Here is a 15,550-nt window from a genome sequence, read left to right on the forward strand (position 1 = left end):
GCTGAAATGCACGCCCGACCCTGCCCCACACGCATCGCCCGGACGCCCGCATCCAGCACGCCACCACTCTATAACGAACACGGGTGAACAATGACTGAGAACGTACACAACGACTGGGATCTCCGAAGCGAAGAGGTCCAGAAGGATCAGGTAGCCGCCTACGACGCAATGCGCCGCCGCTGCCCCGTCGCCCACGACGAATTCATGGGCTACTCCGTCTTCAAAAACGCCGACGTACAGCACGTACTCGACCACCCCGAAATCTACTCCAACGTCGTCTCCACCCGCCACATCGCCGTCCCCAACGGCATGGACGCACCCGAACACACCACCTTCCGTGCCGTCAACGACAAGTACTTCACCCCCGAACGCCTCGAAAAGTTCGCACCCGTCATCCGCGACGCCGTGAAGACCCTCATCGCAGAACTGCCCCGTGGCGAAGAGGTAGACGTCATGCAGGGCTTCGGTCAGGCCTACGCAATGCGCGTGCAGAACGCCTTCATGGGCTGGCCTGCATGCCTCGAGCAGCCCCTCACCGAGTGGATCGAGAAGAACCGCGTCGCCACCCTGCGCCGTGACCGCGCAGAAATCGCGAAGGTTGCCCTCGAATTCGACGGCTACATCCGCCAGCTGCTCGACGAACGCCGCGAGGACGCCGCAGCCGGCAACCCCAAGGACGTCACCGCCGAGCTGCTCACCGACACCGTGCAGCTGCCCGGCGAAGAACCCCGCACCATGACCGACGAAGAAATCGTCAGCCTCATCCGCAACTGGACCGTGGGCGAGCTGTCCACCGTCTCCGCAACTGTGGGCGTATTCGTCAACTTCCTGGCACGCAACCGCGCCGAACAGGACCGCCTGCGCGCATCCCTCGCCGACGGCAACGCACTCGACGACCGCAGCGAAATCGCCCTCGCCGTCGAAGAAATCATGCGACTCGAAGACACCCTCGTCACCAACCGCCGCATCACCACTCAGGACACCGAACTCGGCGGCCGCACCCTGCCCGCCGGCTCCCGCGTGACCATCAACTGGGCAAGCGCCAACCGCGACGAGGACGCCTTCGAAGACGCCCTCACCTACAACCCGCACCGCGACCAGTCCCGCAACCTCGTGTACGGCGACGGCATCCACGTCTGCCCCGGCGCGCCCCTGGCACGCCTGGAACTGCGCATCCTGCTCGAGGAGCTACTGCGCGGCACCGAGTCCATTGAGATCGCGGACGAGAGCGAGAAGCCCGCAACCGTGAACGCCGTGTACCCGGTCTCCGGCTACTCGGTCGTGCGCGCCATCTTCAACTAGGCACGCTCCAGCTCTAAAAAGTGCGAGGCGCCGAACCCCTGAGAATGGGGGTCGGCGCCTCGCGCTGTTAAGAGTAAATATAAGAGTGAATAGTAGGGGAGCGGTGGCCGGTATCAGCCGCTCACTATAGATAAAACGGAATATTCCCTGACGGCTATATAGCCTAGTGGACTATCCAAAAAGCTGAATTTAGCGGCCGGAACTCGTTGCCGAAGGCTTCACCGAAGAACCCGCAGAACCGCTCGCAGACGCATGAGCCGAAGCACTCGCAGAAGCCTCCGCCGCAGCCGAAGCCGACTCCTCAGCAGACAACGCCGTGCCATCCGCATGAACACCAGCCATCGCCGGAGTCACACCATTCACGAAGCTCAACTTCGCCTGCTTGAACTGGTACTCGGGGGAGCAGGTCAGCTTATACTTCGAATTCGCCAGCTCGCGAATCGACTTCACGTAATTCTGAGTCTCCTCGTACGGGGGAACACCGCCGTACTTCTCCACAGAACCCGGACCCGCGTTATAACCGGCGAGAACCACATCCTGCAGCTCATCCTCATTGGAAGCGTACTTCGCCAAACGAGTACGCAGCTCACCCAGGTAGCGTGCCTGCGCCGCAATCGCATCGTGCGGGTTCAGAACATTACCGCCATTGCCGAAGCTGTAGTGGCCGCCGCTCCACGCGTCATCAGTGAACTGTGCAATACCCTTAGCGCCCTGGTGGGACACAACGCCCACACGCCAGTGGCTCTCAGTCTCAATCTGCGCCGCCAGCACGCCGGGACGGAAACCCGCCACCTTAGAGCCCTCCTCAAAATCGGATCGGAGAGCCGCCGGAGCATACGAAAGCTCCGTCATACCGCAATAGTCGTCATAGGTGGCTGCCAGGCCGGCAACACCGCCACCCAAAAGAACCGCAGAGGCAATAATCTGCCAATGCGCAAGTGCCCCGGCGAGAAAGCGAAGCGGGAAAGCTTTACGCTGCCGAGGAGAAGTCTGTGCGTCCGCCGAAGCGGGGGTGTGGTTGGAGGCGCTCGTAGCGCTGCGCTCGGAAGAGGCGCTCGAAGTGCTATCTGCCATTCCTATAGACTAGCGCACCATGCCCGCTCCTGGCTAAGAAAAGTTCGCCCATGAGGCTAAAAGCATAGTTCGCCGTGGTGCGTGCAGGCTCCTGCTTGGGTGCTTGCGCGGGCGCAGAAAGACAGTGCAGAAAGACCCCGACCGGCGCATCCAATCACAGGATGCACCGGGCGGGGTCAATCTCTCGGCGGGCGTTAGAAGCGCCCTGTGCGAGCTACGAGCTACCAGCTATTAGCGGTCGGTGACCACAATCTTGCCGGCGGCACCGCGCTCCATCTCCGAGAAGGAGTGGTTCACGAACACGTAGGTGCCGGATTCCAAGAACTGCATCTCCACGAAGCCGCCCTGCGCGGGCGCCAAATCGAGTGCCTGACTGTGGCCGTCACGGCTGCCGAACGCATCCGCGCCGCGGCGCATCAGGTAGCCGCCCTCCTTGTAGACCGTGTCGAACTGCGAACCGACCACGTGGAAGCTCGTGCCATGGTTCGGGCCAGCCGCCATCACCCAAACACGGATACGCTCGCCCTTCTTCACCTGCAGCGGCTTCGCCTTGTACTGGGTTGCGTGGCCGTTGAACATGGTCAGCGTGGGGGTGCCCGCCGCAATCAGCTCCGGCGAGTTCTCCGCCAGCTTGTTGCCGTCGGAGGCGGTCTTGCCGGTGTCGTGCAGGTACGCCTCGCCCTGAACCATCACGTACTCGTGGTCGACCGGGTCAAGGTCCGCAGGGTCGATAATGACCGCACCGTACATGCCCTGGGTCATGTGCAGGCTCAGTGGGGCGGTACCGCAGTGGTACAGCCAGATGCCGGCGGCCTTCGCCTCGAAACGGTAGACGAGACGCTCACCGGGGGCGATGGTCTTCATCGTGTTATCGGGGGAGACCATGCCCGCGTGGAAGTCCAGCGAGTGGCCCATCGTGCCGTTGTTGACGAGTGTAATTTCAAAAATGTCGCCGACCTTGCCGCGCAGAATCGGTGCCATGTTCTGCCCGTTGAACGTCCACATGTGAACGGTCACGCCAGGCGCGACCTCGCGGTCGACCTCCTGCACGTCCAGGGTGACCTTGCGGACGGTCTTGCCGTTCACCTGCTCGGCGGTGTTCGGTGCCGGGATGTTCGGGTCGCGGTACTTGTAGCCGCTACCGGGTGCCGCAGACATGTCAATCTTGCTGTTCGCAACGGTCATGAGGGTCGGGGTACTACCCGATGCGGCGTGGTTGTGGGTGCCCGCAGAACCGTGGTTGTGGCCGCCCTGCGCCACCTGGTTTGCGGAGGCGCCGGTCGCCTTCACCTTGAACACCATGCCGAGGGAGCGGTGGCCCGCCACGGAGCAGTAGGCTTCCTGGTCGGCGCTGATGATGCCGGCGTCGACGGTTTTCGTTTCGCCGGGGTTGATGGTGCCGGTGGTTGCGCCGTTGTCGAAGGTCAGATCGTGGGTCATGCCCTGGTCGTCGTTGGTGACCTCGACGACCAGGCGGTTACCGGCGGGCACCTCCACCTCGGCGGGGGTGAATCGGTAGTTGCTGGTTGCCTTCACCTTGACGGTGGTGGTCTGGCCGGTCGCAGCCACGGAGCCCGCCGAAGAGAACGACGGCAGGTTCAGCGCGGACGGGTTCACGGCGAAGCCCAGCAGGAACGCCATGGCCACCGCGAGTGCCGCCTGGAAGCTCTGCTTGGCGTGCGGGACGGGTTCGGGAGTGAGCGCCTCCGGGGTGAAGACGGGCTTCTCACCGCGGGCGCGTGCCGCCATCATTTCCTTGCGGGTGTTCACGGACGCCTTCACGCCGCGCACCATGAGCGGAATGAACGCGATGAGCGCCAGGGCGCCCACAATGGCGACCGCCATCTTAATGGACTGGCCCACCACGGAACTGGGCATCATGAAGATAACGAGCGCCAGGTTCACTGCGGTCACGCGTGCCGCCGCGAAACGGCTGAACTCCTTATTGGAGGCACGAACCACCGCCGGGCCGCCGCCCATACGCTGAGGCAGCAGGTAGCTCATTGCGCCGAGTAGCAGCTGCAGCAGGAAGCCGACCACAAAGATGGGGGTGACGGCGCGCATGTCCAGCTGTGCGAACGGAGTGGTTGCCACCATGTACGCGGTCGCAGCCACGCCAACAATCAGCCAGAGGAAGCCCATACCGACGCTCATCGGCGGGTACTCGTTCGGGCGCTTGGTGCGCAGGGTACGCACCATCACCCAGGCGACAATCAGCAGACCAACCAGGTAGACGACCAGGCCGGCGGCAGCGAGCGGACGCATCCCAAAAATTGCGCCGACAAGGGTCAACACCAGGCCGCCGCACATCAGGTACAGGGCACGCAGGCTGTGGGTGAGCGCCTTGTCGACCATCTTGGTGCGCAGCATGGTCGGCCAGAACGTCACCAGCGTACCCACCGCGGTAATACCGACGAAGCCGAGCACGTTCACTGCCTCGTGCGCGAGCAGGAACTGCGAATGCAGGGTACCGGACAGGTTCGGGTAGGCAATCATGCCGCCAAACGCCGCACCGAGGGGCAGCATGAGTGCCGCAACAATGTAGAAGCGAATCGTCACACCGAACCGCGACGGCAGGGCCTGACGCACCTGCTTCAGCAGGTAGATACCGTGCCAGGCGACCATCGAACCGACGATGAGCGCACCCACCACCGTGGCGGCGTAGAGCCCGGGCACGCTCAGCTGACCGATCATGCCGATCATGAGCACGAGAATACCGGCGTTCAGAATGAAGATGCGGCGCACCTGGGTGCCGCGGTGCTCGTCCGGGATTTTGATCTTCATGAGCGCTTCGGTGAAGTGCTGCGACCAAATCAGAACCGAGTTCGTAATCAGGCCGAGAGTGACAATGTGCACCATCAGCCAGCCGCTATTCGGGATGAACTTATGCAGCAGAAGCACGGCGATAAGGGTAAACATCCAGTGCGAGACCGGCTTGGAGGCGCGACGATGCCACGTACCGCGACCGGATGCGCGGCGTGCAATCTCTTCGGGGGTGAGGTTCGCGCCGGGCGCCTCAGCGGGACGCATGCCAATGCTCAGGCCGGAGGAGCCGCCTCCGGAGAGGCTTGCGGGCTTGCCGTTCGTGTTCTCGCCTTCGGGTGGGGTGCCGAGATGTTCACTCACGTGATCACTGCTTTCACTGCTGGTTGTTCGTGGACGTCGGTGTGCGGGGTGGCATCGCTTGCCCCTGCGTTGGGGTGGGCCCTGCGCTAGGATAGGCGGAGTGCCAATAAGCCCATTATATTGCCCCTGTAGTACCAATTTTGAAGACATTACGTGCATATGAAGGCGGCTCGTACCGTGATGGTTGCGCTTGCTCACTCGAGCGATTCTGCCCCTGTAAATCTTCTCTCCTGATTCTTCTCCCCGATGCACCCTTCACAGGTGCGCGCGATAAACTATTAGGATTCCAAAATCAGATGCCCGCCCACCCTACGCGCGCATCCGCCGGCACCAAGGTAAGGACAAGCACCTCGTGACAAGGACTGACTCCACCACCCCCATCTGGGGAAAAATCGCTATTGTGGCACTTATCCTCATTGTTGGCGGTGGATACGTCGTCAAACTGCTCACCAACCCCTTCGCCGGTATGGACTTCTCCATCTACCGTCTGGGTGCGATGACCATTTTCGATAACGAGGGTTTCACCCAGGACCTGTACTCCCCGACCCTGAACGATCACGGCGTGAACAAGCCGCCGTTCACGTACCCGCCGTTCGCGGCGATGCTGTTCTTGCCCTTCGCGTTCATGCCTCTGGAAGTCGGCATGGTCATTATGGTTGTCGGTTCGGCTGTGGTGGCGTGGTGGATTTCCACGATTATTTACAACTACGTGAATGCGCGCGGCCGCGAGCTGCCCCTGCAGCAGTACTTTGGTCGTGCCGGCACGATTGCGGTGCTGACCATTCTGGTGGTGGCGGCTGGCCCGTGGCAGCGCACCCTGGATTTGATTCAGATTAACCCGTTCATTACGGCGCTGATTCTTGCCGATTTTGTGCGCCCGGCAACCCGCGTGCCGCGCGGCGTGCTGATTGGTATTGCGGGCGGCGTGAAGCTGACTCCGCTCGTGTTCGGTCTAATTCTGCTAGTCCGCCGCGACTGGAAGGGCATTGCGACCCTGGGCGCGACGTTCTTCGGTACCATTGCGTTGGGCTTCATTCTGATGCCTAAGGACGCGCCTCAGTTCTGGTTCTCCGCGCTGACGAACCCCTCGCGTGTGGGTGGCCTGAACTTTGTGGATAACGTCTCGATTCAGGGTTGGCTGCTGCACTTCGGCCTCTCTGAGAGCGCCGCGAAGCCCGTCTACTACGTCCTGGCGCTGGTCACGATTGTGCTGACCGCCGCGCTGCTGTACCAGCTGGAACGCCGCGGTGCCGCGCTGGCGCAGGTGGCGGTGACCGCCTCCTTGATGGTGGCGTTGTCGCCGATTAGCTGGTCGCACCACAACGTGCTGCTGCCTCTGCTGGCTGCCGTGTTCATCCTGGATGCGTTCCCGACCTATTTTGCGGTTCAGCCGTCGTGGTTGCGCGTGACGGCGACCGTGTTCGCGGTGGTTGCGGTGTTGGGTCTGTACCTGTCGCCGATTAGGATTGCGTCGTGGTTCCACGGTAGCGCGGAGGGTTTGGAGCAGCTGGCTCCGGGTGCGTTGGCGGTTTCGGCGGTTCCGGCGTTCTGCCTGTGGGTGACGATGACGCTCTGGTCGGTTGCCGCCCTGAGCGCGCCGGTGCGTGGCGCGAAGGTTGAGCCCGTGCAGTACGGTTCTGTGCGTAGCGATGCACCGCTGGGCTGGTGGGGCGCTCGCGACCTGGTGACCGAGAGCGCCCAGTCTGTGCGTGCCGCTGCTTCTCGTGAGGCAACCCCGTGAGCCGCGATAAGGAACTAGAAAAGACCCCTGTGAAGAATACTGATAAGAACTCCGCTACGAACGCGGTGAAGACCGCGGAGAATACTGCGGCGGCTGCGCCGAGGATTCCCTGGGCTTCTACCGCGGTTGCGGAACCGGCTGTCGAAAGTGCTACAGAAAGCGCGGAGCCTGCCGCTGAGCCCTCTACTGAACCCGCGGCGGAAACTGTCGAACCCACCGAGAAAACCGCCAAGGGAACTGCCAAGGCAACCGCTGCGGAACCTACAAAACCTGCGCGTCCCAGATTCTTCGACCGCATCCCCGGCATGCGTAGCGGCGCTCTCTGGGCGCACCTGCTGTTCATCCTGGTTGCCCTCTATGCCTTCGACTACGTGACGTACGCGGCGGCTGACGATATTTACGTGTACCGCCTGGGCGCTGTCTCCCTGGCGGACGGCCCGGACGGCTACCAGCTGTACACCTTCAGCACGCGCGGCCTGCCGTTCACGTACCCGCCGTTTGCGGCGCTACTCTTCTACCCGCTCGCGTTCCTCACCGAACCGCAGAGCATGCTGCTGATTACCGCCATTATTTGCGCGCTCAGCTACTGGTGCGCGTACCTGCTGTACTCCTACGCGCGGAGCCGTTCGTGGCGTTTGCCGTTGCAGAAGCACCTGGGTCATTGGGGTATGGTGTCGCTGATTGCGGCGCTGATTTGGATGTGCGGCCCGTGGCGTTTGACCACACATTTTGGGCAGATTAACGCCATCATTTTGGTGCTGATTCTTGCCGATTTTATGCGCCCGGCAACCCGCGTTCCGCGCGGTGTGCTGCTGGGTATTGCGGCGGGTATTAAGCTGACCCCGCTCGCGTTCGGTCTGCTGCTGCTCATGCGTAAGGACTGGAAGGGCATTGCGACCCTGGGTGCGAGCTTCGCCGCGACCGTGGGTATCGGCTTCCTGGTGATTCGTGAGGAGTCGCTGACGTTCTGGTTCCACGCGTTGCGTGATACTTCGCGTGTGGGTTGGTTCAGCTACTTCGATAACGTGTCGATTATGGGTGCGTTGACCCACGCGGGCCTGCAGCATCACCTGACGGCGACCGCCCTGTCCGTGGTGCAGGTGGCGTTGACCCTGCTGATTGTGCTGGTCACCGCGGTTCTGCTGGTTCCGCTGATTCGTGCCCGCGCGCTCATGGCGCAGCTGGCGCTGACCGCGTTCATGATGCTGCAGATTTCGCCGATTAGCTGGTCGCACCACAACACCTGGTACCCGCTGATGCTCGCCGCCGTGGTTATGGAGATCTTCCCGCTCATGTACCAGCGGGTCAGCTCCTTTGTTTTCACACTGGCTGTTGTTTTGGCGACCGCGGCGCTGGTGGGCATGTACATTTCGCCGTTCTGGATTGTGCTGGCGTTCTCCCCGCACTTCAGCTCGGATCAGATTCTGATGGTGCCCGAAGGCTCCCTGGGCCTGATGGCGGGCACCATGCCGTACCAGCTGATGTACCTGTTCTTCCTGGTGACGTTCTTCGTGTACCTGGCGAATCGTCAGCTGGTGGAACGTGCGGCACGCATCGCAGGTGACGAACTGGCGGAGGCGAAGTACTCCCGCTAAAGCGGCGGGCGCCTCCAGCAGGGCGTAAACCCCGCCGGACATAACCGCTGAGCATAAAAGTATCCCCCGCACCCATCACGGGCGCGGGGGATACTTTTATACCCAGCCTGCTGACCTAGCCAGCCAAGCTGCTAGTTAGTGCCGATGCTCCAGGTAACAGCGGAGTCGGTACGAACCTGCAGGTAGCTCTTGTTGCTCTGAACCCACTGCAGGCTGCTCTTCACAGTCGGCATGGTCGAGGAGAAGAACGGGTCGTTCTTGGTCGCGTTCAGAACGGTGAAGCCGCGGGTGGTCGGGCCGTTGGTCTGGAACTCCATGGTCGCCTCGGTGCCTTCGTAGGTGAAAGCGTAGTAGTTCATGGTGCTCTGGAACTTCTCACCCTTCTTGTAGTGGGGTGCGGAGTCTGCATCGTAGACGCGGATGGTCCACTCGCCCTTACCGGTCAGATCCAGCTTGCGGGTGGGGGTGGAGTGGCTGCTCGCGTCAATCCACGCGGTGCCCTTGATCTCCTTGCCGTCGCGGCTGGAGTCGAGAACGCTCACACCCGAGGTGAGGTTGCCCTTGTCGTCACGGCTGGTGATGAAGGCGTTGACCACGCCCTCTGCGGGCTTGAACTCGTAGTAGATCAGGCCTGCGGACACATCGCCCTTGATCTTCTCAATGTCGATGGTGTCCTTGTTGTCGGCGACGGTCTTCTTGTATTCCTTGAACTCGCCCTCGGGCATCTTCGCTTCAGCAGCAGCAACGGGTGCTGCGGAAGAAGCGGAAGTACCTGCCGCCGCGCTCTCAGATGCGGGAGCGGAAGAAGCCTCAGAGGATGCTGCCGCGGAGGACGCCTCAGCGGAAGTAGCCGCCGCGCTCGATGCCGCCGCAGAATCGGAGGCGGGGTTCGAGTTACCGCGCGGAATCAGCATGACAATCGCCAGGATGATGACAATCAGCAGAGCCAGCGCACCACCGATAACACCCCAAATCTTGGTGCCGGAGAGCAGACCCTTCTTCTCGGAGCCGTCCTCGCCATTGCCCTGGTTGCCGGGCTCGGTCATGTAGGGGTTGCTGAGCGCCACGGTTGCCTGGTCCTGATCAGACACCTGACCCTGGTAGGGCTGCTGAGCGTTGTACGGCTGACCCTGGTAGGGGTTGCCCTGGAACTGGCCGCCCTGAGCGTTCTGACCCTGGAAACCCTGGTCCTGGTAGTTGCCACCCTGGAAGTTCTGGCCCTGGAAGCCCTCAGCCTGGTTCGGCTGGAAGCCGTTCGGTGCCTGACCAGCTGGGATGAACTGTGCGTTCTGGTCACCCTGCACGTTCTGGCCGGGCTGTACGTTCTGGCCGGGCTGTTCCGAGAGGTTCACGGTGCGCTCGGACAGGTTGACGGTGCGCTCAGTCTCGGGGGTGTGGAACTCAACGAGCGGGGAGTTCTCGATGGTGTGGGGAGCCTCTTCGGTGGAGGCGGGAGCCTCAGCGACCGGCTCGACTGCCGGCTCAGCGGCAGCGGGTGCCTCGGGGGCAACCTCGGCGACCGGCTCAACAACGGGCTCTGCAACAGGCTCGGAAACGACCGGCTCGGATGCAACAGGCTCAGAGAGCGCGGGCTCGGCAACCGGTGCCTCAACAACGTGCGCCTCAACGGGCTGCTCGGAGACCACCGGCTCAACGACCGGCTCAGCAGCTGCGGGAGCCTCAACAGCGGGCTCTTCAGCCACAGTCTCCTCAGCAGAAGCCTGCGGGGTCAGAACCTGCTCAGGCAGAGCGGTACCTGCCAGCGGAACCTGAGTCAGGTGACGCATCGGCTTCGGCTCAGACTCCTCAGCGGACTCCTGCGCGGGTGCCTCAGTCTGGGGTGCCTCAGCCTGGGGAGCTGCAACCTCCGGAACCTCAACGATCTGCTCACCTTCGAGCTCAGCGGCGAGCTGCTCCAGGTCAACGTCCTCAACGGTCAGCGGTGCCGCAACATCGGCGGGCTGCTCAGCCTCAACAGCGGACTCAGCCGCGGGTGCCTCAACAACGTGCGCCTCAGCGGACTGCTCGGAAGCAACCGGCTCAGCGACTACCGGCTCAACAACCTGCTCAGCGGGAGCTGCCTCAGCAGCGGGCTCCTCGGGAACCAGCGGCTCAATAGTAGCCTCTTCAACCTGAATGGGTTCGGGCTCGGGCTCTTCGACCCACAGCTGCCAACCTTCAGGAACGGGACCCCACGCGGGGTCGGGGCGCCACGTAGGAGTGGGGGCCCATCCGGCAGGAGGAGCGGGCCAGTTGGGCGGCGGATTGAAGACGAGTGCCATAAGAAAGCAGCCTTTCTGGTGCTGAAAAAACACCCCGGAAGAGCGGTCATCAGCGACTATGTATATGAGCGTATTATCGCTTCAAATTATGGCATAGGTTCAGAAAATGAACCCCGTGAATGGTGGGTTTTCAGCCTTATTCACGGCTTTTTCAATGGTTTTGAAACAATCCGTATCAATCAGCACTTGAAGGTTTCAGTATGCCCGGTCACCATCGAGCCCGCGAAAGCTAGGATTAAAGAATGAACACGACACCGCCCCCCGCACCCCCGCAGGTAACCCCCGGAACCCCCGCTGCTCCTGCGCCTGCCGGTCTTGCCTACCACCGTCTCTCTCACGCCGACCCGAAATCCCGCTGGTTCTCACCCCTGCTGGAAGGTCTGCTCGGCGTCGCCGTATTTCTTGGCCTTAACCTGATCATTTCAGTTGCCTTGGCTATGACGATTATGGGTTCGGGACTTTCCCTCCATGATGTAGCGACGAACCGTGCCGTCATTATGGAACACCCGGCGCTGTTTGCGCTGACCTTCCTCTCCCTCATCGCGATTGTGCCTTCGCTCTTTCTGGCGCGCCTGGTTGTGGGCCCGAAGCCCTGGGGTCTGATCCATTCGGTGGCTGGCCGTCTGCGCCGCTCGCTGCTGCTTCCTTACCTGGGTTTGAGCTTCGCTGTTTACGGCATCTACTACGCCGTGATGCTGGCGTTGAGCGGTGAGAGCCTGCCCGAATACCGCTATTTTCAACCTCCACAGGTTGAATTTTGGGTTTATGTGGCGATGATGCTGCTTCTGGTGCCCGTGCAGTGCTACGCCGAAGAGCTCGCCTACCGCGGCTTCATGATGCAGATGCTGGGCCGCTGGCTCCGCACCCCCTGGCTGCCGATTGTGCTGCCCGCCGTGCTGTTCATGCTCTCCCACGCCTACGACCCCTGGGGTCAGAGTACGATTCTGGCGATGGGTATTTACGCGGGTTTCCTCTGCTGGTACACCGGCGGCCTGGAAGCCTCCATCAGCCTGCACGTGGCAAATAATGTGATCCTGATGCTGCTGTCCATGGTGGCTGGCATGGATCCCTTCGCCTCCGAGGGCGTGACCCCCGTGGATGCGCTGCAGGGTATCGCGCTGGAAGGCCTGTACGTGGTGCTCGCCTGCCTGATCTTCAACGCACGCGCTCGCCGCGGCGAAGTTTCACGTGAAACACAACCGCTCAAGGTTGATAAATAGGCTATTCGGCGGGTTGTTTTAGCTCGGCTACCTCGCCCGCCCGCCCCGCCCCATACGAGCCTTACCAGGGCTATTGCTCCACACCGCGTGGACTATCAGCCCCGGTCACCCCGTCAACACCCAAGAAAAGGTAGGGTTAAACCATGACTGTTGATGCTGTAAAAAATATTGAAGACCTCGCCGCATTCGTGGCGGATTCGCCGGTCTCTTACCTCGCCGCGCGCACGGTAGCGCGCCGCCTGCAAGCAGCAGGCTTCACCGAGCTCGTAGAGACCGAAGCATGGGGCCCGCAGGTCGCAACCGGCCGCCACTTCGTTGTCCGTGACGGCGCGATTATCGCCTGGGCTGGCGGCGCGAAGGCGCAGAAGGCAAGCGGCTACCGCGTGCTGGGTGCGCACACCGACTCGCCCTCCCTAAAGGTCAAGCCTTCTTCCTCCATCACCACGAAGGGCTGGCACCAGATTGCCGTGGAGAATTACGGTGGTGCACTGCTGAACTCTTTCCTGGACCGCGAGCTGTGCGTGGCGGGCCGCCTCACCGTCCTTGAGGGCGGGGAGTTGAAGGACCGCCTGGTGCGCACCGGCGCGATTGCGCGCATCCCGCAGCTGGCGCCGCACCTGGACCACAAGCGTAACGAACTGGTGCTGGACAAGCAGTTCAACATGTACCCCGTGTGGGGTGTGGATCCGGCGGAGAACGACGTGCTCGGCTACATGGCGAAGCACGTGATTGACGGTGAGCCGGTCGACCCGCAGAGCATTGTGGGTTACGACCTGCTGTTCGCTGATTCGCAGCCGCCGCGCCGTTTTGGTGCGGATCAGGAGCTGTTCGCTTCTGGCCGCCTGGATAACCTGTCTTCGGTGCACGCGGGTTTGACCGCCCTGGAGCGTTACGTTGCCGATAATGCGGATGAGCACGCTACCGAGACTGTGATGCTTGCGGCGTTTGACCATGAGGAGCTTGGTTCGGAGTCGCGTAGTGGTGCGGCGGGCCCGTTCCTGGAGGATATTTTGGTGCGCCTGTCCGCTGCGCGCGGTGAGAGCACGGAGGAGTACCGCCGTTCGGTGGCGGCGTCGTTCTGCCTGTCGGCTGATGCCGGTCACCTGGTGCACCCGAACTATCAGGGTCACCACGACCCGACCGTGCAGCCGCTGCCCGGTGGTGGCCCGCTGTTGAAGATTAACGCGAACCAGCGTTACGCGACGGATTCGGTGGGTGCTGGAGTGTTTGCGGCGGCGTGCGCGAAGGCTGGTGTGCCGTATCAGGAGTTCGTGTCGAATAACAATATGCCGTGTGGTTCGACGATTGGCCCGATTACGGCGACCCGTCTGGGTATGCGCACCGTGGATGTGGGTATTGGCCTGCTGTCGATGCATTCGATGCGCGAGATGTGCCATGTGGACGATATGGCGTACATGACGCGCGCGGTGGAAGGCTTCTTCCGCCTCTAAATTGAACCCCGCTGAGGTATGAACAGCTGGGGAGTGGGCGCCGGGAACGTAAGGTTCCCGGCGCCCTTATTTTTTAAAAATTTTTCGGGGGTGTCCACGAAGAGTGACGAGGCAAGAAGTAATATCTGGGTTTTCCTCATACAATAGAGAGCAAGTAAGAGTAAACGCTAGATTGCATTTCTAAATATTTTGTTCTTCTTAGGAGAGAAATTTTATGGAGAACCTCGATACTAATATTGACCCAAATATTCCAGAATCACGGGATAAGATTGCTGCGTGGGTTAAAGCAGTGGGGGATAGTGCAGAATCACAGGGGCTAGAAGTTAAAAGTAGCCTTGAATTTTCTAGAAGTGAGCGTAAAAAATCATTTGCGAAAATAACTAAGTTTATTTTGGCATCCGCAAACCGTGACCAAAATCATGCAATGAGAGACTACCGGGGATATGGAGTGATGCTCATTGGTGTTACTAAGGATGAGGTATGCGGTCTTGAGAATATACCAGAGCAGCATGAGTTTGAAGGAGCTGCAAGAAGCTATTTTGGGTCCGCAGTTCCAAAGTACCGCTTTGTGACTCATGCTTTCGAGGGCAAAAATCTTCTGTTTGTAATTGTTGATCCTCCAGTGAATGGGCAAGAGATTTATGTATGCTCTGGAAGTTACGACGCTGATAAGCGTGTTGATCAGCTCAGGGATGGCGCGATTTATTGTCGTGAATCAACGCAAACAATCGAGGCAAACTCTGTTCAAGTTCGCGACATGATTAATCGATTGCTTGGTGGATATGTAGATATTAATTTGGGTGTATCTGAGATTTTTGCAGGACCTCGTGTTGATGCTGATTTTCTTAAAAACTTGTATTCTTACCCCAAGGAAAAATATAATGAATTCTTGCGGAAAAAAACTATTGAAAATAAAAGATCTAATTCATTATGGGGAAATAGCTGGATAATAAAAGATCCTCTACATCATATATCTGTTAAGGATATGCTTGAAGCGTATAGAAATGATGAAAAACGATATGAAGAATGTTTTAATAGGCTATTGGAGTTAAATCTTAAACCAGCTATATTCTCGGTCATCAACACTGGAAGCAAAGTGCTAGAAAATCCTTTCATTGAATACAGGTTCTCAGGAGATGTCTATTTGGTAAATTTGGAGGATGAGGATTATGAATGTAAAGACTTTGAGATATTTCCATTCATGGCGGTACCACAATACTATTTCATGCGCCCCTATGGGTTAATGAATATTAGGTCATCGAACTTTACTCAAGTTGGTGATTCGAGGGTTGTAACCTGGCGACCTGGTTCTATTAGTCCCGGGCAAACTGTAACTTCAGAAGAGGACAATATTGGAATATTTGTAAATGGAGATAATGTGAATACGGGTGTTTTTTATCGTGTGACTGACCCGAATCTCCAGCGCCCCATTGAGGGGGAGATTAATGTAAGTATGATTAATGTTGACCCCTCTAACATCTTTGAAAATGTTGAGTTTTGAAAAATGAAATTGAGGGCTTTCCTAATGATTTTAAATAATTATTTATTTCCTTAGTTAATTTTTAAACAATTTCCGCTATACACCTTGCTCGTTTCTTGAATAGGGAGTGTGAAGGGCGCCGGGAACGTAAGGTTCCCGGCGCCCTTATTTTTTAAAAATTTTTCAAAATTTTTCGGGGGGGGGGGGGGGGGGTTTTCTTTCTTAAAAGGGGTCTTTGTGGTCTTTGAATTAACCCACAATACGATAAAACCTGTTGGC

At 59.6% G+C, this 15,550-nt stretch carries 10 protein-coding genes; 6 read left to right on the plus strand and 4 right to left on the minus strand.

Annotation, left to right across the window (positions count from 1 at the left end; translation table 11 throughout):
- The first annotated feature begins 90 nt into the window (after nucleotides 1–90).
- Nucleotides 91–1,302, plus strand: a complete 1,212-nt coding sequence (locus RQ593_RS07275; protein WP_311450215.1) for a cytochrome P450 — start codon at nucleotides 91–93, stop codon at nucleotides 1,300–1,302.
- A gap of 189 nt (nucleotides 1,303–1,491) precedes the next feature.
- Here the strand turns inward: RQ593_RS07275 and RQ593_RS07280 are convergent, their stop codons facing one another.
- Together RQ593_RS07280 and RQ593_RS07285 are read right to left on the minus strand one after the other, a co-directional pair.
- Nucleotides 1,492–2,376: a lytic transglycosylase domain-containing protein gene (locus RQ593_RS07280; protein ID WP_311450216.1), complete on the minus strand. Its 885-nt coding sequence runs from the start codon at nucleotides 2,374–2,376 to the stop codon at nucleotides 1,492–1,494.
- 231 nt (nucleotides 2,377–2,607) lie between these two features.
- Nucleotides 2,608–5,502 (minus strand): multicopper oxidase domain-containing protein, encoded by a 2,895-nt coding sequence (locus RQ593_RS07285; protein ID WP_311450217.1) that lies wholly within the window; start codon nucleotides 5,500–5,502, stop codon nucleotides 2,608–2,610.
- Nucleotides 5,503–5,854: 352 nt separating this feature from the next.
- Here RQ593_RS07285 and RQ593_RS07290 point away from each other — a divergent pair, with 352 nt between their 5' ends.
- Entirely contained in the window at nucleotides 5,855–7,243 is a 1,389-nt protein-coding gene (locus tag RQ593_RS07290; RefSeq protein ID WP_311450218.1) for a glycosyltransferase 87 family protein, read from the plus strand.
- Nucleotides 7,240–8,838, plus strand: a complete 1,599-nt coding sequence (locus RQ593_RS07295; RefSeq protein ID WP_311450219.1) for a glycosyltransferase 87 family protein — start codon at nucleotides 7,240–7,242, stop codon at nucleotides 8,836–8,838. Before RQ593_RS07290 ends, RQ593_RS07295 begins: the two co-directional genes overlap by 4 nt.
- A 131-nt stretch (nucleotides 8,839–8,969) precedes the next feature.
- Here RQ593_RS07295 and RQ593_RS07300 read toward each other — a convergent pair whose 3' ends face one another.
- Nucleotides 8,970–11,120 (minus strand): hypothetical protein, encoded by a 2,151-nt coding sequence (locus RQ593_RS07300; protein WP_311450220.1) that lies wholly within the window; start codon nucleotides 11,118–11,120, stop codon nucleotides 8,970–8,972.
- Between the two features lie 242 nt (nucleotides 11,121–11,362).
- On the opposite strand from RQ593_RS07300, the gene RQ593_RS07305 reads away from it, so the two are divergent.
- The 3 genes from RQ593_RS07305 (at nucleotide 11,363) to RQ593_RS07315 (ending at nucleotide 15,292) form a co-directional block, all read left to right on the plus strand.
- The gene (locus RQ593_RS07305) at nucleotides 11,363–12,340 is read left to right on the plus strand and encodes a CPBP family intramembrane glutamic endopeptidase (protein WP_311450221.1); all 978 of its coding nucleotides are present in this window, start codon (nucleotides 11,363–11,365) and stop codon (nucleotides 12,338–12,340) included.
- Nucleotides 12,341–12,483: 143 nt separating this feature from the next.
- Nucleotides 12,484–13,791, plus strand: a complete 1,308-nt coding sequence (locus RQ593_RS07310) for a M18 family aminopeptidase (RefSeq protein WP_311450222.1) — start codon at nucleotides 12,484–12,486, stop codon at nucleotides 13,789–13,791.
- Between the two features lie 214 nt (nucleotides 13,792–14,005).
- The gene (locus RQ593_RS07315; RefSeq protein WP_049354402.1) at nucleotides 14,006–15,292 is read left to right on the plus strand and encodes an RNA-binding domain-containing protein; all 1,287 of its coding nucleotides are present in this window, start codon (nucleotides 14,006–14,008) and stop codon (nucleotides 15,290–15,292) included.
- A 50-nt stretch (nucleotides 15,293–15,342) separates the two neighbouring features.
- Here the strand turns inward: RQ593_RS07315 and RQ593_RS07320 are convergent.
- Nucleotides 15,343–15,550 (minus strand): hypothetical protein (locus RQ593_RS07320; protein WP_311450223.1); only part of this gene is annotated, 208 nt, incomplete at its 5' end.

Origin of the sequence: uncultured Rothia sp., assembly GCF_963507905.1 — a bacterium.
Taxonomy (GTDB): domain Bacteria; phylum Actinomycetota; class Actinomycetes; order Actinomycetales; family Micrococcaceae; genus Rothia.